This is a genomic window from uncultured Sphingobacterium sp. (genome assembly GCF_964277905.1).
GTDB lineage: Bacteria > Bacteroidota > Bacteroidia > Sphingobacteriales > Sphingobacteriaceae > Sphingobacterium > Sphingobacterium siyangense.
The window spans coordinates 19,303-39,905 of sequence record NZ_CAXYKD010000027.1 but is presented as its reverse complement, the minus strand read 5'-3'; the positions used below and the strand labels follow the sequence as shown (position 1 = coordinate 39,905).

General features: G+C 38.8%; 16 protein-coding genes and 3 tRNA genes. 8 read left to right on the top strand and 11 right to left on the bottom strand.

What is annotated here, in order from left to right:
• Positions 1–465: 465 nt before the first annotated feature.
• Both ACHWSC_RS12480 and ACHWSC_RS12475 read left to right on the top strand, forming a co-directional pair.
• Positions 466–2,658 carry an FUSC family membrane protein gene (locus tag ACHWSC_RS12480; protein ID WP_394676972.1) on the top strand — a complete coding sequence of 731 codons (2,193 nt, stop codon included), beginning with the start codon at positions 466–468 and terminating at the stop codon, positions 2,656–2,658.
• Positions 2,659–2,689: 31 nt separating this feature from the next.
• Positions 2,690–3,670: a YpdA family putative bacillithiol disulfide reductase gene (locus ACHWSC_RS12475; RefSeq protein WP_394676971.1), complete on the top strand. Its 981-nt coding sequence runs from the start codon at positions 2,690–2,692 to the stop codon at positions 3,668–3,670.
• Here ACHWSC_RS12475 and ACHWSC_RS12470 read toward each other — a convergent pair.
• A complete protein-coding gene (locus ACHWSC_RS12470) occupies positions 3,663–4,280 on the bottom strand; it encodes a TetR/AcrR family transcriptional regulator (RefSeq protein WP_075991750.1) in 618 nt (205 codons plus the stop codon). The two genes, ACHWSC_RS12475 and ACHWSC_RS12470, sit on opposite strands and share 8 nt — an antisense overlap.
• 104 nt (positions 4,281–4,384) lie before the next feature.
• On the opposite strand from ACHWSC_RS12470, the gene murB reads away from it, so the two are divergent.
• The 3 genes from murB (at position 4,385) to ACHWSC_RS12455 (ending at position 6,450) form a co-directional block, all read left to right on the top strand.
• Positions 4,385–5,401 carry a UDP-N-acetylmuramate dehydrogenase gene (gene murB / locus ACHWSC_RS12465; protein ID WP_394676970.1) on the top strand — a complete coding sequence of 339 codons (1,017 nt, stop codon included), beginning with the start codon at positions 4,385–4,387 and terminating at the stop codon, positions 5,399–5,401.
• Positions 5,402–5,663: 262 nt separating this feature from the next.
• On the top strand, positions 5,664–6,173 hold the full coding sequence (locus ACHWSC_RS12460; RefSeq protein WP_075991748.1) for an RNA polymerase sigma factor: 510 nt from the start codon (positions 5,664–5,666) through the stop codon (positions 6,171–6,173).
• Between the two features lie 31 nt (positions 6,174–6,204).
• The gene (locus ACHWSC_RS12455; RefSeq protein WP_120334911.1) at positions 6,205–6,450 is read left to right on the top strand and encodes a cytochrome b5 domain-containing protein; all 246 of its coding nucleotides are present in this window, start codon (positions 6,205–6,207) and stop codon (positions 6,448–6,450) included.
• On the opposite strand, the gene ACHWSC_RS12450 is transcribed toward ACHWSC_RS12455, so the two are convergent.
• The 5 genes from ACHWSC_RS12450 to mgtE form a co-directional block, all read right to left on the bottom strand.
• Entirely contained in the window at positions 6,451–7,365 is a 915-nt protein-coding gene (locus ACHWSC_RS12450; RefSeq protein WP_120334912.1) for a PfkB family carbohydrate kinase, read from the bottom strand.
• A 57-nt stretch (positions 7,366–7,422) separates the two neighbouring features.
• Positions 7,423–7,496, bottom strand: a tRNA-Asn gene (locus tag ACHWSC_RS12445).
• Positions 7,497–7,584: 88 nt separating this feature from the next.
• Positions 7,585–7,658: transfer RNA gene (locus ACHWSC_RS12440), tRNA-Asn, on the bottom strand.
• A gap of 50 nt (positions 7,659–7,708) precedes the next feature.
• Positions 7,709–7,782: transfer RNA gene (locus ACHWSC_RS12435), tRNA-Asn, on the bottom strand.
• A 246-nt stretch (positions 7,783–8,028) separates the two neighbouring features.
• Positions 8,029–9,405: a magnesium transporter gene (gene mgtE / locus ACHWSC_RS12430; protein WP_394676969.1), complete on the bottom strand. Its 1,377-nt coding sequence runs from the start codon at positions 9,403–9,405 to the stop codon at positions 8,029–8,031.
• Positions 9,406–10,210: 805 nt separating this feature from the next.
• On the opposite strand from mgtE, the gene ACHWSC_RS12425 reads away from it, so the two are divergent.
• Complete coding sequence (locus ACHWSC_RS12425) at positions 10,211–12,898, top strand: hypothetical protein (protein WP_394676968.1); 2,688 nt, start codon at positions 10,211–10,213, stop codon at positions 12,896–12,898.
• Here the strand turns inward: ACHWSC_RS12425 and ACHWSC_RS12420 are convergent.
• The 3 genes from ACHWSC_RS12420 to sppA all read right to left on the bottom strand — a co-directional run bounded on the left by ACHWSC_RS12420 (position 12,895) and on the right by sppA (position 17,104).
• A complete protein-coding gene (locus tag ACHWSC_RS12420; protein ID WP_394676967.1) occupies positions 12,895–13,749 on the bottom strand; it encodes an endonuclease/exonuclease/phosphatase family protein in 855 nt (284 codons plus the stop codon). The two genes, ACHWSC_RS12425 and ACHWSC_RS12420, sit on opposite strands and share 4 nt — an antisense overlap.
• A gap of 181 nt (positions 13,750–13,930) precedes the next feature.
• Positions 13,931–15,121, bottom strand: a complete 1,191-nt coding sequence (locus ACHWSC_RS12415) for a phosphoglycerate kinase (protein WP_070570453.1) — start codon at positions 15,119–15,121, stop codon at positions 13,931–13,933.
• A 216-nt stretch (positions 15,122–15,337) separates the two neighbouring features.
• Positions 15,338–17,104, bottom strand: a complete 1,767-nt coding sequence (gene sppA, locus ACHWSC_RS12410; protein WP_394676966.1) for a signal peptide peptidase SppA — start codon at positions 17,102–17,104, stop codon at positions 15,338–15,340.
• A 241-nt stretch (positions 17,105–17,345) separates the two neighbouring features.
• On the opposite strand from sppA, the gene folK reads away from it, so the two are divergent.
• Both folK and ACHWSC_RS12400 read left to right on the top strand, forming a co-directional pair.
• Positions 17,346–17,849 (top strand): 2-amino-4-hydroxy-6-hydroxymethyldihydropteridine diphosphokinase, encoded by a 504-nt coding sequence (gene folK, locus ACHWSC_RS12405; RefSeq protein WP_394676965.1) that lies wholly within the window; start codon positions 17,346–17,348, stop codon positions 17,847–17,849.
• The gene (locus ACHWSC_RS12400; RefSeq protein ID WP_120334918.1) at positions 17,830–18,174 is read left to right on the top strand and encodes an Hpt domain-containing protein; all 345 of its coding nucleotides are present in this window, start codon (positions 17,830–17,832) and stop codon (positions 18,172–18,174) included. Before folK ends, ACHWSC_RS12400 begins: the two co-directional genes overlap by 20 nt.
• Here ACHWSC_RS12400 and pssA read toward each other — a convergent pair.
• Together pssA and rho are read right to left on the bottom strand one after the other, a co-directional pair.
• Complete coding sequence (pssA, locus tag ACHWSC_RS12395) at positions 18,171–18,857, bottom strand: CDP-diacylglycerol--serine O-phosphatidyltransferase (protein WP_088160754.1); 687 nt, start codon at positions 18,855–18,857, stop codon at positions 18,171–18,173. The two genes, ACHWSC_RS12400 and pssA, sit on opposite strands and share 4 nt — an antisense overlap.
• 73 nt (positions 18,858–18,930) lie before the next feature.
• On the bottom strand, positions 18,931–20,430 hold the full coding sequence (rho, locus tag ACHWSC_RS12390; RefSeq protein WP_394676964.1) for a transcription termination factor Rho: 1,500 nt from the start codon (positions 20,428–20,430) through the stop codon (positions 18,931–18,933).
• Positions 20,431–20,603: the final 173 nt, after the last annotated feature.

The following is a 20,603-nucleotide window of genomic DNA, read 5'->3' as shown; positions in this document are numbered from 1 at the left end:
TAAAAACAAACTTTTGAAAAGCTCAAAGCGTGTCAATACCTCGTCCTGAAAGACGGCTTCATTTTTACTTTGCTTCATATTTAAATCTTTGAAAGTGGTCAAGAGAGTTTAGGTGACTCTTGAAATTTTGTAATGTCTCTGAAATTACCCTATGGCTCCAAATATAACAATATTATAGCTAAACAAATAAAAAAATATAAATTAATCAAAAAAACAATTAAAATTTTAAAAACATACTAACAAATTTTAGTAATTTTTCATTTTTAACACATTAGCATAGTACAATATGGAAACGACCAGTGTCGATCCCGTAGCTCATAAAGCCCGGCTACAAAATGAACCTTTTTTCATCAGACAGAAACCAACCAGCTATATCGCTATCATCCGTACAAAAAAGAGCCAACATAGCAGAACAATTGTTTTTAATATGAAAAGCAATTTATCTAAGTTTGTACTATACACATTATGAAACAGACACAAGAAATAAAAAGTTTTTTCTATAGCCAATATTTTGCAGATGGACTCCGAATTACCATCGGATGTATCGTGCCTGTCCTGATCTTTGCAACCATAGGGCAATTTACCAATGGAACCATTGTCTCTCTGGGCGCGCTCTTAGTAGGCTTATCGGATACCCCCGGTGCGCCTAGCCATAGAAGGAAAGGAATGATTGCGGGTGCGATATTGACTACTTTAACTTTTATTTTAACCAATATAGTCAATCAAAATGTATATCTATTAGCAATTTTTATCGGCGTAGCCTGCTTTATATTCGCCATGTTTGCGGTTTTCAATGGAAGAGCCGCCAACGTAGGTCTTATGTGCATCCTGATGATGTTGATCCATGTACAGATTCACTACCCCCTTGCTGAAGCCATCAACTATTTAGGCTTCTATACTTCAGGTGGATTATGGTATATCGCCATTAGTCTTTCCATCACGCAGGCACGCCCCTACCGACTGGCCGAGCAGGAATTATCAGAGACAATTCGCTATGTTGCTGATTACATCCGGTTAAAAGCTAATTTTTACGATGCTAAAATTGATAATGATAAAAACTACCTCAAACTGATCGACAAACAAGTTGAAGTCAATCAGCATCAGGAAAACCTACGGGATGTATTGTTTCAAAGTAAACGATCGATAAAAGACACCACAAAGGTAGGACGTTATTTAACCCTCGTTTTCAACGATATCGTCGATCTCTTTGAGCAAAGTATGGCGGCGCACTATGATTACAATACCATCAGCGAACGCTTTGGACCTACAGGAATCTTGGAAGATTTCAAAAATGTGATTTTAAAATATACCAATGAGCTTGACAATTTAGCCTATCAGCTGAATACAAATACGCAGCCAAAACCACTGTACGATTTCGACTCGGATCTCAGTCGCCTTCACACTAAAATCGATCAACTGGATAAAAATCAACAATACAGCACATTTGCTTTACGCAAGGTATTGATCAATTTACGTGATCTGGTTCGCCGGATCAAAAATATCTATGGTTACTCGCATCTACAACCTGACGATGTCAAAAGAAAGGAAATTGATGACGCAAAACGCTTTGTTCAAAGCTCTGCAATTGATTTTAAGAAGTTCCGCGAAAATCTTACCCTAAAATCCACCATCTTTCGACATGCCTGCCGTATGGCGATTGTCATGTCGGTCACCTATTACGTGTTTGAGGTCACCAATATCACCAATAATGTATATTGGATCCTCCTCACCATCATGGTTATCCTAAAACCTGGCTTCGGACTCACAAAGGAGAGAAATATCCAGCGTCTCATCGGCACAACGATAGGTGGCCTCATCGGAGCCCTCATCCTGTTAACCATCCATGACCCAACTATACTATTTGTTCTCTTGGTATTCTTTTTTCTGACGGCATATAGTTTATTCCGCGTCAACTATGTTATTGCGGTACTTTTTATGACACCCTATGTATTAATTATGCTGAGCTTCGTCAGCGCCAATACCCTAGACGTCACGAAAGAACGCATATTGGACACCTTTATCGGGGGCATGATTGCATTCTTATCCAGTTATATTATTTTTCCAAATTGGGAAAGCATGCAAGTCAAGGAGTCTATGCGAAAGCTACTCATTGCCAACTACAATTACATCTTTCAGGCATTGAAAGAAATTGCAGGCCAAGCGCCTTCCATCACGGATTACAAACTAACCCGCAAGGCAGTCTACGTCGAAACGGCCAATATGGGGTCGACGTTCCAGCGCATGCTTACCGAACCCAAGAAACGTCAAAAATATAGTAAGGAAGTCAATAAATTCGTCATATTCAACCATATTTTAGCTTCTTTTTCGGTGACATTAATGAACCATCTCGACGAAATGGACAATAATTATATCAATAAGGACCATGTCCGGACGATCCGAAAAATATTAAGCTCTTTGGAGCAGTCCATTCAACTGCTACATTCTGACGATAGCGTCAATGCATTTATTCCTTTGGCGATCGAAATTCCCAACGACCAATTTGATAATACAGATGTCAGTTCGGTTGATGGGCAGCTATTGACCGAACAGCTGAACTTTCTCAATAAAATTGCGCAGGACCTGCATAAAATAGTTCAGGACCTTCATGCTAAAAGCACAGCAATGTCAGAAAATGAACTGTCTAAGGCTTTAAGCTGATTTATTCTTTAAAATTCTCGACATTTATACCATGAGCGATACGATAACACGGTACGACCTGATTATAGTTGGCGGCGGGCCAATTGGCTTAGCTTGCGCCTTAGAAGCCAAAGAAGCAAATTTAAACTATCTTATTCTTGAAAAAGGCTGTTTAGTCAACTCACTGTATAATTACCCCCAAAATATGACCTTCTTCTCTTCCTCCGAAAGATTAGAAATAGGTGATATTCCCTTTGTCACAACCAACCCCAAGCCAAAACGCATGGAGGCTTTGGAATATTACCGACGTATACAGCAAAAGTTCGCACTGGATACCCATCTTTTTGAAGAAGTACTGGAAATTAAGAAAGAGGATACGAAGTTCCTGGTCAGTAGCAACAAAAGCATGTACCTGACCAAAAAAGTCATCATCGCCACAGGTTTTTATGACATACCGATGTTGCTCAATATCCCGGGCGAAGAACTTCCCAAAGTTAGGCATTACTACGATGATCCACATTATTATAGCAGCCAGAAGGTGATCGTTGTCGGCGCCAGTAATTCATCCATTGATGCAGCGCTTGAAACCTACCGAAAAGGAGCGCAAGTTTCTTTGGTAATCCGTGGTAGCGAAATCAGCCGTCGGGTAAAATATTGGGTAAAACCTGATATTGAAAATCGAATTGCTGCTGGTGAAATCGATGTGTATTATAATAGCCACTTAACAGAAGTTACTCCAACTACTGCACATATCCAAACACCAAACGGTATCGTCGAACTCGACAATGATTTTGTACTGGCTTTAACCGGCTATCGCCCGAATTTTGATTTTTTGAAAAAGATCGGAATTGATATTCCCCAAGAGGCACCTTGCATTCCTAGCCATAATGAAGAAACAATGGAAACAAATATAGCCGGAATTTACTTGGCAGGCGTCGTTTGTGGTGGCTTAAATACCCACCTTTGGTTTATTGAAAATTCACGAATTCATGCCAAACAGATTATCGGACATATTCGCTCAACACTTATTTAACGACTTGAAAACGTAAACCATTTAAGAAGATTTTCATCATTTTCTTCTGTAAACTGAGAATATGATCGAATTCTTCTTTTGTCGGGAACAACATGTTTTTCATATCCTTTAATATGCCCATACGCATACCGAATAGTGAATACAGAAGAATCCGCGCAGTTTCATTGATATCTTCAACCTGTATCTCGCCAGCATCGATACCAATATTGAGAATCTTCTCAATAATTTCTACTTCACGTAGATAAGATTCTTTGAACACCTGCTCCAACTCATCCGGAAGCTCTTTCACCATCTTCATGGTGTATTCAAATAAATTATAATATTGATTGATAATCTTGACCCGCATATCAATAGAATACATCATGATCTCCTCAAAGTCGCCTCCCTGCGCAATGACATCCTCGATATCCTCGATCATTTTATCAATAACGTATTCGAAAACTGCAGAATATAAGCTATTCTTATCCGGAAAATAATAATACAGCAATGCTTTTGAGAAATTGAGATCTTTGGCTATTTCCGACATCGTTGTCTTAGCCATTCCAAAATGTGCAAAGCGCCTCGTCGCAGCTTCTAGAATTTTGATTCTTTTTACATCTGCATTACCCATTAAACTTATATTTTTTATCGTTAAATAAACGGTTTATACTATCTTTACCGATTATCATGCTAAAGATAGCTGATTTTTTTGAATTTCTGAAAACTAAAGTCAATATGAAGTTAAACATTCAATCGAATATATCTTTAAAAGCTTTCAATACGTTTGGAATTGAAGAAAAGACAAATTTTCTAATCGAAGTGAATGACAATGAAACATTGACCGAAATTTTTAAAAATGATATTTTTAAGGAGAACTTTTTTGTTCTTGGTGCCGGTAGCAATGTCCTTTTCACCAAAGCGTTCGACGGCTACATTATTCGCATGACCAGCAAGGGCATAGCGTCGAAGATTGATGGCGATGATGTTTATGTCACCGCGCAAGCTGGAGAAATCTGGAATGACTTCGTTTGGTATTGTATCGAACATAATTACGCTGGCATTGAAAACATGGCGCTAATTCCCGGTACTGTCGGGGCTTCACCCGTGCAAAACATCGGTGCCTATGGTACTGAGTTAATGTATGTCTTTCACGAATGTCAGGCTTTCGATACGCATACCGGCAACTTTGCCACATTCAAAAAAGAAGATTGCAATTTCTCCTACCGCGACAGCATCTTTAAAACAGCTCATAAAGGACGGTTTATCATTACCCAGGTAACCTATAAGCTTAGCCGAACAGCTCATATCAATACAACTTATGGTGCAATAGAGGCCGAACTCGCTAAAGAAAATATAGCGAACCCAAGTATTGCCGATATCGCAACCATCGTCTCCAAAATCCGTGTAGAAAAGCTCCCTGACCCAAGTACAGTGGGAAATGCCGGAAGTTTCTTTAAGAACCCCGTAGTTACAGCATCGACTTTTGAGCCTCTTCAGAAAGAGTACCCCACAATACCACATTATCCAATGCCCAATAATGAAACAAAATTGGCTGCTGGATGGTTAATAGAACAATGCGGTTGGAAAGGAAAAGAATATGGACAAGCAGGTGTATGGAAAAATCAGGCACTTGTACTAATAAATAGACAAAACGCTACAGGACAGGAAATTTATAATCTATCGGAACAAATTATAAGTGATGTAACCAACAAATTTGGCATTAAGCTGGAGCGTGAAGTTAATTTACTGTAAAGATTAAAAAAAAGTAAAAATATTTTTTTTAAATCTGAAAGTAAAAGAAAAACAGGCTTCACTTTAGCAAAACATCACTTTGAGCTAATTTTATTTACTTAAAGTTAGTCTACGCAAACGTTTGCTCTGCTTAAAATAATCTTAAAATTATATTAACAAATCTAATTTTGCCATTTTTGGCGCATTATTTGCCTCATACTTAATGAACCGCATTTTATAAACGTACTGTTTTGTAAAAAGAACAGTTATAATTCATTAAGCTATGACAAAGAATGAATTTGACACAATGGTTATTGAGCAATCGGACTCATTAAAACTCTACGCCAGAAATTTCACCAGTGATTACGAAGATGCCAACGATCTCGTTCAGGACACTATCCTGAAAGCTGTGACCTATTTTAAAAATTTCAAAGAAGGAACCAATTTGAAAGGATGGCTTTACACCATCATGAAAAACACGTTTATTAATAACTATAGACGTATTGTGAAAACCAATTCTTTCATTACGAAAGACGAGGATATTTCTAACTCTAACCTCTTATTATCCGCCTCCTCAAATCAGGGAGAAAGCAAATTTGTCATGGAAGACATCCATGAAGCTTTATCTAGTCTTTCCGAAGAATATTACATCCCATTTTCACTGTACTTTGAAGGGTTTAAATACCACGAGATATCTGAACATTTAAATATCCCTATCGGAACGGTAAAAACAAGAATACATGTCGCTAGAAAATTAATGAAAAGATCACTATCGGCATATAAAGTAGCCTAGTTTTTCTATCTTCGCCTTTTTACAATTACGAATGGCAGAAGAATTATCGGAATACAGCAAAAGCCAATTGGCTTTACGTAATGGTCAGGACAAACCACAGATCTGGGTTGCCTATCGCGGATTTATCTATGATGTCGGAGAAAGCAGACTGTGGAAAAACGGGATGCATTACGAGCATTGGGCCGGACAAGATCTAACTGAGGAGCTCCAAGAAGCCCCTCATTCAGAATCTGTATTTTCAAAATTTCAGATCGTCGGAAAACTGAAAGATCAATGATTATAAATTAAACTGAGATAGGGCAACAAAAGCATTCAAACGCTTTTGTATGTCCTCTTCGGTAAGATCAACCAAACGATCTGTTCCAAATTTCTCTACACAGAATGAAGCTAGCGCAGAACCAAAAATCAACGCATTCTTCATATTTGTAAAGTTTATACTTTTTACTTTGGCAAGATAGCCAATGAAACCGCCCGCAAAGGAATCCCCCGCGCCAGTTGGATCAAACACATCTGCTAATGGTAGCGCTGGAGCAGAAAAAATCTGATTCTCTCCAAAAAGAAGCGCACCGTGTTCACCTTTTTTGATAATTAAATATTTAGGTCCCATTGCTAAAATGACTTTTGCAGCTTTAACCAGAGAATACTCTCCTGACAGCTGTCTCGCTTCTGAATCATTTATGGCTAACACATCAACCTTTAGAAGAACCTTTCTTAGGTCATCCATAGCGACATTCATCCAGTAGTTCATCGTATCCAGAACAACCAGCTTAGGTTTGCGCTCCAAGCGCTCCAACGTTGTTAATTGTATTTGAGGTGTAAGATTACCCAAGAGAAGATACTCACAATCCTGATAACTTTCAGGAATAATTGGATCAAAATCAGCCAATACATTTAAGTCTGTCGCCAAGGTATCACGGCTATTCATATCGTTATGATACCTGCCTGACCAAGAAAAAGTTTGCCCACCAGTAATCACCTGGACACCCGTAACATCTATACCACGGTTCCTGATAAGATCGAGATTGTCATTTCCAAAATCCTCCCCAACAACACTGACCAATTTGATTTGATCACATAGATATGATGCTGCCAGACTAGCAAATGTACCGGCACCACCTAGAATTTTGTCAGTTTTACCGAACGGTGTTTCTATTGTATCGAAAGCCACCGTACCAATAATTACTAAACTCATAGTTTTTTAATAAGCATGGTAAACAAAAAAACCGGCGTAAAGCCGGTTTCAATATTGCTCCTGAAGCTGGGCTCGAACCAGCGACCCTCTGATTAACAGTCAGATGCTCTAACCTGCTGAGCTATTCAGGAATTTATTTTTCGAGAAATTCCTTTCTCATAGAATGTACAAAAGTAGTACATTTTAATTTTATTTGCAAATAAAATATTTGCATTGTTGCTCCTGAAGCTGGGCTCGAACCAGCGACCCTCTGATTAACAGTCAGATGCTCTAACCGGCTGAGCTATTCAGGAATGAAAAATTGAATATTTTAAAAACCCCGGTTATGTAAGTTATTAAATTGCTCCTGAAGCTGGGCTCGAACCAGCGACCCTCTGATTAACAGTCAGATGCTCTAACCTGCTGAGCTATTCAGGAGTGTTTTTCAATTTTTCCGGAGACCCTATCGCGTTTCCGTGATGCAAGTATCGGAAGATTATTAGAATACTACAAATTTTTTGAGCACATTTTTTACAACTTCCTAAATTCCAATTAGAATAATTTATTTTTATTTTTCATACTGCTCCACAAAATCCCCTTTTCAGCACTTAAACCAACATTATCCTTCTTTTACCTTCAATAGCTATTAGCTGATCAATGGGCAATATTGTAAATTCAGTACGATTATAGTAGCACACCTTTCAAAATAAGCGTCGCTACACTAAAATAAATCAGCAAACCTGTTACATCGACTAATGTTGACACAAAAGGCGCTGAAGAACTCGCAGGGTCGGCCCCAAGCCGTTTCATCACAAAAGGCAACATAGACCCCATCAACGATCCCCAAAGGACAACACCGACCAAGGACAAAGAAATAACCAATGCAACCAACACCCAATACTCACCATAGCTATGCGCAAAAGACTGCCATGCCATAATCCTTATAAAACCCAGCGCTCCCAAAATAAGTCCCAGCAGTAAGCCCGACAGAATCTCTCTTCGCATCACACGCCACCAGTCCCCCAAAGTAACTTCCCCCAAGGCCATCGCTTGAATAATTAATGTTGACGCTTGCGAACCGCTGTTTCCACCACTGGAAATAATAACAGGCATCAGCGCAAACAACATAATCGCACTTGCCATTTGCTCCTCGAAGTGCTCAATAACTGTAGCGGTCAAAAGTTGCCCCAAAAAAAGCACAATAAGCCAACCAGCTCTTTTCTTGACCAAGTTCTTAATAGACACATCCAGGTAAGGCTCATCCAAAGCCTCCGTTCCCCCGATACGCTGCATATCTTCCGTGTACTCCTCGTTTGCTACCCAAAGAATATCATCGACAGTCACTATCCCCAACATAACCCCCTGTTCGTCGACAACAGGCAAGGCCACTCGGTTATTCATCCGGAAGATATTGATCGCTTCCTCCTGAGGATCGTAAGCATTCAGCGAAATCAGACGATGATCGATCAGTTCTCCTACGACTCTATCTGGCTCCGCCATCAACACATCTTTAATCCGAATATCATCAACCAGCTTCCCATTTCCATCAATCACATAGAGTACATCTATCGTCTCCGAATCTCTTCCATAACGCCTAATATGTCCCAATATTCGTTCAATACTCCAATGCTCTTTTACGGTAATATAATCCGGAGTCATTAGACGCCCAACGCTGTCTTCTGGATAGCCCAACAAGGCCAATGCTTCAACACGATCTTTGGGTGGCAATAGTAAAATTAAATGCTTAATATCGTCCTTCATTTCTGAAAAAAAAGAAGTCCGATCGTCGGGGGGTAACTCGTTAATTAGCGCGCTAATTTTCGCTTTAGAAAGCTTCTTAAAAATCCTGTTTTGAGTAGGGAAATCCAGAATACGAAAAACGTTAACTGCGCGATTCAAATTTAATGATTCAATAAATAGTGCACCATGTTCGGGCAACTCATCAATCAGCTCCTCTACTTCTGAAATATTTAATTCATTCAAAAATTCTTCCAGCCCAACAAGGTCTCCACTTGCTATCAATTGCTCTATTTGATTCACCTGCATTTCCAGTTCTTCCATATCTCCTATCAATTTAAAAATCCTACATCTACACAAAATTTATATGTTACAAAAATCGCTTTTTTAAAGTAAATTCTGCATAAAAAAATAAATAATAAAAACCTGCTGTCTGTCGCAGTAATTGGGATAAATACCCCGAGCAACATTCAATGCCCAAATCAAAAACAAGACATTTTGTCATCAACAAAAATTAAAGAGAAAACCGATCTCGCCAATAACTTCAACAGGTCTAGAAAAAAGAAAGACGACTAAATTTATCGTCTAATCACCGATCCATTTTTTTATCGAATAAAATAAATCAGACGACACCCACCTCACCAACAGCCCCCGAAAACAACACCCCCTATTCGTCAGATTTTTACACAAAAAAAGCAAACAAATTTTCCCGACACTGTCTTAGAATCGCCAATTATTTAAGTATATTCGTCATATGCTTTAACCTGTTGAATATAGCGCATTTTTTCAGAACGCCCCCTTATTATCAGATTATTTTAAATAAAAAAATAGCATAAAAAAAAGTAAAATAAAAAAACATAAAAACCTATTATTCAAAGATAAAATAATTTTAAATAGAACTTAAAGTTCACATAAATAGGAATAATAAAACTAAAAAAAATAGCAAACACACGATATACAAAAATTAATGAGACATAAAAACATAATTATCAATACATTATCATTATTGTCATTAATAATATATTCACAAAAAAGTTCCGCTCAATTTTTTGAAGACAGCCAAGCCCCTTTAAGCCAAAAATGGTATAAGATCGAAACGAAGAATTTTCAACTTATTTTCCCTGAAGAAATGAAGAGCAAGGCCCCTACCCTAGCTGACCAGGTTAACCGATCGCTGCGTACAACTTCTAGAAATTACAAAATAACACCGCGGAAAATCCCATTCATTATCCATAACACGAATCTACAAACGAATGGTTTTGTACAGCTGTCTCCACGTAAATCTGAACTGTACAGCACCGCCGGAGCAGAGCCAGACAATCAGACCTGGCTACCCAATTTGATCCTGCATGAGTCAAGACACGTAAGTCAATTTGACAAATTGACAGGCAAACTGCGCGCCCCATTTTTTGAACAATTAGCCCTAGCCTACTATGGACTGACCGTCCCTTCTTGGTATTTCGAAGGGGATGCAACGCTAACTGAAACGATATATTCGGAGGGAGGAAGAGGAAGATTACCCGCTTTTGAAATGCCAATCAAAGCAAACTTTCAATCGAATCACAACTATAGTTTTAATAAATATTTACTGGGATCCTATAAAGATATTGTCCCGAGTTACTATACAATCGGCTATCTGATGACCTCTACTTTAAAATCAGAATTACCCTCGAATTATGAAGCCGACCTCTTTTCAGAGCTTAACAAAAAACCGCTATACCCCTACAATATTAATCGCGTTTTAAAGAAAAAAATAGGTGGAAATAGTGCCTATTTATACAACAAAACAATAGCAAATTTAGACGCTATATGGAATAAAAAAACAAGCAATTATCAATACCAGAAGTACACAGAAATAAACAAAAACAACAACAACTATTACAACAGTAATTTATTGCCGAAACACAAGAATGGTCTGATCTATTTTATTAAACAGAATCCACAAAAGACGAATGCAATTTATACCTATAATGTGGCAACAAAAACAGAAAATAGGCTCGTCAAAACCGGCATACAGTTGACGCCACATTTTGACGTAAACAGCAATTACATCGTATGGGATGAGCTTCATAAAGATCCGCGTTTCAACAAGAGAACATACAGCGTCATCAATATCATGAATCTCAAAACAGGGAAAATTAACCAGCTCAGCAAACAGACGAGATATTATTCACCTATTTTTAGCCCACTAGACGAAACCATCGCCTGTGTTGAGGTAGATTTATCCAACGACAGCTATCTGACGCTTATAAGCCTTAAAAACAACAGTATCATCAAACGGGTTAAAATAGGCAATGCTGAACAGCTCCAGCACCCTGCTTTCACCCCCCAAGGAGATAAAATAATAGGTATACGATTATCCCAACATGGAACCGCATTGTGTGAAATTGACCTGAACAATAACAAAATCACCAACCTAACACCATGGGGTAACCAACAATATGAAAGGCCGCAATACCTTTCAGGTATGAAGATCATCACAAAAGCTAACTTCAATGGTATCGATAACATTTACAGCATCGACCTCATATCTGGCAAAAAACAGCTTTTGACAAAGGCACAGTTTGGCGCGTTCAACCCATTTTACGACAAGGATACAAGACAATTATTCTTCAACGACTACCAGTACAATGGCTACAAGATCGCCCAAACACCCATAGACACAGCATTTGATATCGCTCCCGAAACGGATTATTTTTCGCATTATTACGCTACGGCATTAACCAAAGACAGCGTAAAAAATATCGCTTCAGTCTCAGTAGATACTAGTCAGCACTACCAAATTGTCCCCTATCGTGGACTAGGTAGAACGTTTAATTTCCATAGTCTTTCGCTAAGTAGCAGCAATTTTGAAAGCTTCGACAATTTTAAACCCGGAGTCTTCTGGTTATCAAACAACATCTTAAACACCACACAAATTGCACTGGGATATGAATATGACACCGACATCCGAAAAGGAGTATATTCGGCAGAACTGACCTACAACAAGTACTTCCCAAAATTCTCACTACGTTATGAAAACAGAGGGCAAATCGCAGCAGCAAGCATCCCTAATAAACCGGACAGTAGCATCCGTTTCGACTGGCGCGAGCATTATATATCGTCACAGATCTCCATCCCACTCTCCTTTTACAGAAGAGACTACGTCTATTCCACTGGGTTCAACCTGGCAACAGCTTATCTAAGGCGCTATGATCTTAGCCGAACAGATGTCAAAAACTTTAATTACGAGACTGCATTTCCATTAACATACCAGCTTTACCTCAATCGCAATGCGCGTATGGCCAGCATGGATCTCTACCCAAGATGGGGGCAAAATTTTAGCGTCACCTATCGGCATACCCCCTTCGAAAACAATGCAAAAGGTGAAATTCTATCGGCACGAACAGTATTTTATCTACCTGGATTCATGAGCAATCACGGCTTTCAAATCAGACTGAGCGCCCAAACAGGATCAGGAATTTATCAATATATCAACGACATCCCTTTAGTGAGTGGATTTAGCTACTACAAATATGAAAAAATAAAAAACACGGTATTGGTCAACTATCGCTTCCCCATAGCTTATCCCGACCTTGGATTAGGATCCTTAGCTTATATTAAACGTGTAAAAGGTGGAATATTTGCCGATTATCAAAACATACACAAACACAGGGAGATTTCACCAAAAAGTTTTGGGGCCTATCTATCGCTTGATTTCAATGCTTTCAGATACCCACTTCCAGACTTCGAATTCGTCGTTAAAGGCACCTATATCAATGACAACACGACAACGCAACGTATAGTTCCAACATTCAGTTTAAACTACACCTATTAAGGATGAATCGCCCAGTTAAAATTCAGTGCCAAAGCATAATGATCCGATAAGGGCAGCCCTTTAATATTAGTGAATAGATTATTTTCTATGTTATAATCCCGGGCAGTAAGACTTAGGTGACTGCTGCTCCGGTAAAGAATCTTATCGATAGATTCGCTCTGATTGCCGATAGACAACATATGTGGAGGTTTAAACTCATGTCGCACCTCTGGTACTAAGCCTCCATTTTCGAGCTCAACCCAGCTGTCAACCAATGTTGTGGAATCCATAAAATCATGCAGATTATCATCACAAAAACTATAATGTGCATTAAAATCGCCCATTACTATAAGTGGCTTATCGCCCGAATGCTCTCCGATATAATCACGTAGCTGATTGAGATTATCCCGACGTGCACTTGAAGCTTTCCTGCTATTCTGTGCGTTCGCATGAACGTTATAAACATCCAACCAGACTTCAGGAACGATTTCTATCTGAACTAGTGTAAAGCCCTTCGGTGTTAGAAAATCTGCTCCCGTACGTTTCTTCCAGGGTACGCGAACAACATCGGTCATTGGAAAATGAGACAAGGTATTGAGACCATCACCAAAGGGAACACGCCCTTTGGTTCTTGTGCGATATGGATGTAAATTCCCGCCCCAATATAAACTTCTATTATAATTGAAATCCTCCTGTACATTAACAATATCAAAAGGATTGATCTTCTTTCCAATTTCAGCAATACTTCTACTTCTGCCTGTAATCGCAGAAGAAATAATCCCGGGCAAGCCCGCTACATTATACGTCAGTACCGAAAAAAAACCAGAACTACTTTTTTCTTTACTCTTATTAGCATCCATCAATATCTGCATATATAACCCATGTCATGATAAATTTAGCAAATACAATAAAAACTCACCAGTACTACACAAACATTTAACAGATAATTGATTTAATCTGACATTACATCAATAGTTTAGTACATAACACAGATCTTTTTTAATGAAAAAGGGACAACATAACGTTGTCCCTTTTCTAAAAATTTGATTTATATTAATCTTCAAGTGCCTTCACACCCGGAAGAACTTTTCCTTCCATGTATTCCAAAAGCGCACCACCACCTGTACTGACGTAACTTACATCCTCAGTCATACCAAATTTACTTACCGCAGCAGCTGAATCACCACCCCCTATCAAAGAGAATGCGCCATTCTTCGTTGCTTCCACAACAGCATCAGCAACAGCTTTGGTACCCTTCGCAAAGGTATCAAATTCAAAAACACCCATCGGACCATTCCAAAGAACTGTTTTAGAATTTTTGATGATTGCTGCGAAATTTGCAGCAGACTCCTGCCCGATATCAAGACCTTGCAAATCTGCCGGAATTTGATCATTTGGTCCATCATATACATTGGCATCGTTTGAAAATGCATCTGCAATCTGAGCATCCGTAGGAATAACCAGGTTTACACCTTTTTCCTTCGCTTTTTTCACCAACTCATTCGCCAAATCAAGTTTATCGATTTCAACCAATGATTGACCAATTTCGCCCCCTCTAGCTTTGATGAATGTATAAGCCATACCTCCACCAATCAAAAGATTATCAACTTTATCCAATAAGGCCTCAATTAACTGAATTTTATCAGAAACTTTTGCACCTCCCATAATAGCCGTAAAGGGTCTAACCGGATTGTTTAATACTTTTTCTGCATTTCCAACTTCTGCTGCCATCAAGTAACCGCTATATTTAGCTCCCGGGAAAAATTGTGCAACAATTGCTGTCGAAGCATGAGCCCTGTGCGCTGTGCCGAAAGCATCGTTTACATAGATATCACCTAATTTTGACAACTTTTCTGCAAACTCAACATCTCCCTTTTCTTCTTCTTTATAGAAGCGAAGGTTTTCTAGCAATAAAACCTGACCAGCTTGTAAAGCTGCAGCCTTTTCTACAGCCTCTGTACCGATACAGTCATTGGCAAACTGAACATCAGTACCTAAAACCTGTGAAAGATGAGCAACAATATGTTTTAATGAATACTTATCAGTAGGACCATCTTTTGGCCTTCCTAAGTGGGACATCAATATCACGCTTCCACCATCATTCAAAATCTTCTTTATTGTTGGAGCCGCTCCCTGGATACGATTATCATCCGTAATATTGAAATTTTCATCCAAAGGCACGTTGAAATCCACACGTACCAAGGCTTTTTTACCTGCAAAATTTAAATCGTCTACTGTTTTCATTATGTAACTTTATTGATTTGGGATTAGGTCGTTTTGTCAAACGAACAGCTAAATATAAAAAAAAGCATTTGCTTTCATTAGAAATAATTATTTATTAATGGCAATTCTTACCTTGGATCGAACTTCTCGTCACACAACGTAAGAATTACCTCTATCGTCATAAATCATAATAATCTATAACCATCCGACGATTGGACTCCCTTTGCGAATCAATTGCTAGTGAATCTCAACACTATAAGGCAATCTCGCCTGCACACCCGTCTGTGCGGTAGCTTTTTTCATGACATCAAAATAACGATAATATTCGCCCATTTGCTCTTTTGCAACCCAAACTTGGACTTTTTCTTTTGAATTATTCAATATTGAGGTAAAAGGATCCTCTTTCTCCGGATACTGGGACACTTTGTATTTGCTTAAGTTGGCCTTTTTAGCGGCAGCCTGAATAGCGGCATCCAAGTTTCCGAGACGGTCAACCAATTTATTGTTCAGTCCTTGCGTACCGGTCCAAACTCTTCCCTGCCCAATACTATCAACATCAGCAATGGATAATTTACGGCCATCTGCAACAACTTTCGTAAATGTACCATATACTTTATCAACTTCCCGCTGGATGATATCCCTTTCTTCTGCTGTCAACGGGCGATCAAAAGAAGTCATCAAATCGGCAAATTTACCCGTTTTTACACCATCATAATGTACTCCAATCTTATTGTTCATCAGATTTTGGAAATTAGGAATCACGCCAAAAACACCAATAGATCCTGTAATCGTGGTTGGTTCGGCAAATATCGAATCCGCTGCCGCTGAGATATAATACCCTCCTGATGCAGCTAAATCTCCCATGGAAACGATAACAGGCTTCACTTTCTTGGTCAAGATAACCTCCCGCCAAATAATATCTGAAGCCAAAGCAGATCCACCTGGTGAATTAACACGCAAAACAACAGCTTTAACCGCATCATCTTCTCGTAATTTTCGTAGTTCGCGGGAGAATTTATCACCGCCGATTTGGCCAGGTCCAGCACCCTCACCGTCAACAATTTCTCCTGCAGCATAAAGAACCGCGACTTCAGATCCACTCGCATCGTCTTTTATCTTTTTATTATAATCCAGTAGAGAAACAAACGATATTTCATCTTTTTCCGAAATTTTCAAACGTTTTCTCAAGTCTGACAAAAGTTCGTCTTTATACAACTTGGCATCCGCAAGTTTATATTTTACCGCATCGTCCGCATCCCGAACACGATAGTCATTCGCTATAGCCCGTAATGAATCCGCAGCAATATTTCTGCTCGCTGCTATTTCATTAATAAAAGTACTGTATATACTTCCCAAATATGATGTTACCTGCAAACGATTGGGATCACTCATTTTATTCAAAAAGTAAGGTTCAACAGCACTTTTAAATGTACCCACCTTCACAATCTGCATCTCTACCCCAACCTTATCCAAGAGGTCCTTATAGAACATCGTAGAACTTGCCAAACCTCTAAAATCAATCGTTCCTTGTGGATTAACATATACTTTATCAGCGATGCTCGCTACATAATAGGCCTTTTGGTCATACCCGGCATTATAAGCAACAACAAATTTCCCGGTTTTCTTAAAGGCCAAAAGTTCGTCCCTTACTTCCTTTAAGCTCGCAAAACCAACACCGATATGACTAGCATCTAAATAGATCCCTTTAATATTCCCATCCGTAGCTGCATACTTGATCCTCGCCAAAATATCGTCTAGTCCAATATTTTTAGTGGAATAACCTGGAAGATTGAGACTACCCAAAGGATTTGCTTCGCTTCTCTCTGTAATATCATAATCAAAAGATAGGTATAAGACCGAGTTGCTTTTAACAACAATCTCCTGATCAGAGGACGCCGAGCTGATGATCGCCCCAATAATTCCCATCAAAACAATAAACAACACAACAAAAGAGATCACAATCCCCGTAATTGTTGCCAGTACGTACTTAAAAAATGATTTCATATTTTGTAATTAAATCCGATCCATAAGATATCTTCCAATAGAAAGACCTATTTTTCACTAAAGGTAATGCAATATTTTTTATTCACCCAGTCTTTTATTTCATCTACACCACATTTTATTCGCGCAATTAAGATGCCTAGCCTGAAAGAAACTTACATATCCAAAGATCATGAATACCCTAAATCTAAAGAAATAGCCGAAATTCAAACAACTAAGTTCCACAAAAGCTTAATTTAGCATTATGAATAAGATTTATATACTTTTGGGCACTAACCTCGGAGACCGTTTTCAACAGCTTGATCTAGCAAGAAAACAACTTGAGACACATGTTGGAGTAATTATTGAAGTTTCTTCGATCTATGAAACAGCGGCCTGGGGAGTTGAAGACCAACCGGCCTTTTTGAATCAGGTCGTTTTAATAGCGTCCGAGTTACAGCCTTTGGCGTGCTTAGATCTAACACAACATATCGAACAGGAATTAGGACGTATCCGTATAAAAAAATGGGGTGAAAGAGTAATTGACATCGATATACTCTACTTTAACCAGGAAATCATCGACTTGCCCTCACTGCAGATTCCACACCCTTATATCGCCGAGCGGAGGTTCACACTCGAACCATTGGTAGAAATAGCTCCGGGCTATATCCACCCCGTTTACAAAAAAAATAACGTATATTTATTGGATAAATGCACAGACGACTTACCTGTAAAGAAAATTAGCGACGATGAACCATATCGACATTGAACTGATCCGCCAAAACATGTTTGACAACCACGAATTAATCAAACAATTTGTATCCATGTATCTTATTCAAACACCTGTAGATCTCGACAAGCTCCGACAAGCGCTGGCTGAAGGTGATCTTCAAAAGATTGGTGATACAGCCCATCACATCAAACCGACAATGGACTATATCGGTGCCTTTCACTTAAAAGAAAAATTTGAGGAATTAGAGACCAATGCAAAAAATGAGGAGTCTCTCGAGGGCCTTCAAGCCACCTTTGATATTATAGATATCGAAATGAAAGAGCTCCTGTTTGAATTGGAGCAATATGAAAAAACGATCTAAACCAGATCGTTTTTTTTATTAAAATGCAATGCCGATAATAGGAAATATAAAACTAAAATAATCGGTAAAGCCATAAATTGACCAACAATAAACAAGATCAACGTCAAGATCAAAAATATAAAGCGAAACTTATTCGTTTTCCAGTCCATCGAACTAAATTTCATCGAAAACAACCTAATTTCACTCACCAAAAGATAACTGGTTAGAAGAATACTAACGATTAATACAATCGGATTTAAAACTAATTGCGGGTACTTGTCTGCGATATAAGGCAATGAAAGCACATAAAATGTATTCATTGGCGTATTCAAACCAATGAAATCAGAAGTTTGACGCTCATCCAGGTTGAACTTCGCTAAACGTAAGGCTGAGAAAACAGTAATGATATAGCCCAGATAAGGCAACAGAGAGCCGTCAGGAAATACCTTTGTCAATAGGGTAAACATGATTGTCCCAGGTAAAAAACCGAAACTGACCATATCGGCCAACGAATCAAGCTCTTTTCCGATTGGTGATTTAACATGAAGAAGTCTTGCCACCATTCCGTCAAAAAAATCGAATATCCCGGACGCGAAGACACAAATAGTAACCACTTGAATATTGCCTTGCAATGCCATCAATACAGCGATACAGCCACTAAATAAATTTAGGCAAGTCAGTAGATTTGGGATATGTTTTTTCATTTACAGGATCTATTTTATAAAAAAAGCCATCATTCGATTAAAATGATGGCTAAAATATCAAAATTTGATGGGATTACCCATTCATACTGATCAAAAATTCTTCATTTGATTTAGTTCCGCGCAATTGACCTTGTAAAAATTCCATGGCCTCTGTAGAATTCATATCAGATAAGTGGTTACGAAGTACCCAAATACGTTGTAATGTTTCTTTGTCAGTCAATAGATCATCGCGACGTGTACTGGAAGCTGTGATATCGATCGCAGGGAAGATACGTTTGTTAGCCAACTTACGATCCAACTGTAATTCCATATTACCTGTACCTTTGAATTCTTCAAAGATAACTTCATCCATTTTAGAACCTGTATCTGTTAATGCTGTTGCTAAAATTGTCAATGAACCACCGTTTTCGATATTCCGGGCAGCACCAAAGAAACGTTTTGGCTTATGTAAAGCGTTAGCGTCCACACCACCTGACAAAATTTTACCAGACGCAGGCGCAACTGTGTTATATGCACGTGCCAATCTTGTGATTGAGTCTAACAAAATAACGACATCATGTCCACACTCTACCATACGTTTCGCTTTCTCAAGCACAATATTAGCGATTTTCACGTGGCGGTCAGCCGGCTCATCAAATGTTGAAGAAACAACTTCAGCACGCACGCTTCTCGCCATATCAGTAACCTCCTCAGGACGCTCATCAATTAATAAGATAATCAAATAAACTTCTGGGTGATTCTTTGCAATAGCATTTGCAACCTCTTTCAACAAGTTTGTTTTACCCGTTTTCGGTTGAGCAACGATTAATCCACGTTGACCTTTACCTATAGGCGTAAATAAATCCATGATACGCGTAGAGTAATTTCCAACGCCCATATCCAAATTTAAACGCTCATCGGGGAACAATGGTGTCAAATAATCAAATGGCACACGATCACGAACCTCAGCAGGATTTTGCCCATTGATAGCCTCAACCCGTACCAAAGGGAAGTATTTTTCACCCTCTTTAGGTGGGCGGATACAACCACGTACCGTATCTCCCGTTTTCAAACCAAATAATTTGATCTGAGATTGTGATACATAAATATCATCAGGAGAAGTCAAATAGTTGTAATCTGATGAACGTAAGAAGCCGTAACCATCAGGCATAATCTCCAATACACCCTCATTAACGATCACATTATCGAAATCTGTACTTGAAGAAGTGTTTTCTGCTTTAGGAGTTTGTGTTGCTTTTTCAGGTTGGGGACCTTTATCTGCTGATGGTGCGTCTTCGGTTGCAACCGCGGTTTCGTCATGCTCAGAAACTTCACGTTTTCTTACCGTGACAGGTTCCGCAGTCTTTACGGTCCGCACACGTTTACGTGTACGTTCAGCATGTTCCTGATTATCATCCTCTACTTTAGCTGCTTTTTCAGCTGGCGCTGGAGCTGCTTCCTCTTCCCCACCAGTATTGCTAATTCTTTCGATTAATTCTTGTTTACGCAATTTATCAGCATCTGCGATACCGATCAACTTAGCAATCTCGCGCAATTCCGATACGAGTTTAGCGTTTAATTCGTTAATATCCATTAATGTGTTGTGTATGATTTTTGGATTTTTTTTTGAGCTTTTTTCTGAATTCTGATTACACACTTAAACAAGTTTCCATGATTAAATGTGATGAAGAACTTAATGATTTCTTTTAAACCCGAAGTGGATTAAATATTGAGAACCTAGACAAAGAAAAAAACAAATTTTGTTAT

Bases quoted from the DNA above. Each gene is read 5' to 3' on its own strand.
- ACHWSC_RS12420 (WP_394676967.1), bottom strand. From the start codon at position 13,749: ATGCAGATATTGATGGATGCTAATAAGAGTAAAGAAAAAAGTAGTTCT.
- rho (WP_394676964.1), bottom strand. From the start codon at position 20,430: ATGGATATTAACGAATTAAACGCTAAACTCGTATCGGAATTGCGCGAG.
- ACHWSC_RS12415 (WP_070570453.1), bottom strand. From the start codon at position 15,121: ATGAAAACAGTAGACGATTTAAATTTTGCAGGTAAAAAAGCCTTGGTA.
- murB (WP_394676970.1), top strand. From the start codon at position 4,385: ATGAAGTTAAACATTCAATCGAATATATCTTTAAAAGCTTTCAATACG.
- folK (WP_394676965.1), top strand. From the start codon at position 17,346: ATGAATAAGATTTATATACTTTTGGGCACTAACCTCGGAGACCGTTTT.
- ACHWSC_RS12460 (WP_075991748.1), top strand. From the start codon at position 5,664: ATGACAAAGAATGAATTTGACACAATGGTTATTGAGCAATCGGACTCA.
- ACHWSC_RS12470 (WP_075991750.1), bottom strand. From the start codon at position 4,280: ATGGGTAATGCAGATGTAAAAAGAATCAAAATTCTAGAAGCTGCGACG.
- ACHWSC_RS12450 (WP_120334912.1), bottom strand. From the start codon at position 7,365: ATGAGTTTAGTAATTATTGGTACGGTGGCTTTCGATACAATAGAAACA.
- sppA (WP_394676966.1), bottom strand. From the start codon at position 17,104: ATGAAATCATTTTTTAAGTACGTACTGGCAACAATTACGGGGATTGTG.
- ACHWSC_RS12480 (WP_394676972.1), top strand. From the start codon at position 466: ATGAAACAGACACAAGAAATAAAAAGTTTTTTCTATAGCCAATATTTT.
- ACHWSC_RS12475 (WP_394676971.1), top strand. From the start codon at position 2,690: ATGAGCGATACGATAACACGGTACGACCTGATTATAGTTGGCGGCGGG.
- mgtE (WP_394676969.1), bottom strand. From the start codon at position 9,405: ATGGAAGAACTGGAAATGCAGGTGAATCAAATAGAGCAATTGATAGCA.
- ACHWSC_RS12400 (WP_120334918.1), top strand. From the start codon at position 17,830: ATGAACCATATCGACATTGAACTGATCCGCCAAAACATGTTTGACAAC.
- ACHWSC_RS12425 (WP_394676968.1), top strand. From the start codon at position 10,211: ATGAAGAGCAAGGCCCCTACCCTAGCTGACCAGGTTAACCGATCGCTG.
- ACHWSC_RS12455 (WP_120334911.1), top strand. From the start codon at position 6,205: ATGGCAGAAGAATTATCGGAATACAGCAAAAGCCAATTGGCTTTACGT.
- pssA (WP_088160754.1), bottom strand. From the start codon at position 18,857: ATGAAAAAACATATCCCAAATCTACTGACTTGCCTAAATTTATTTAGT.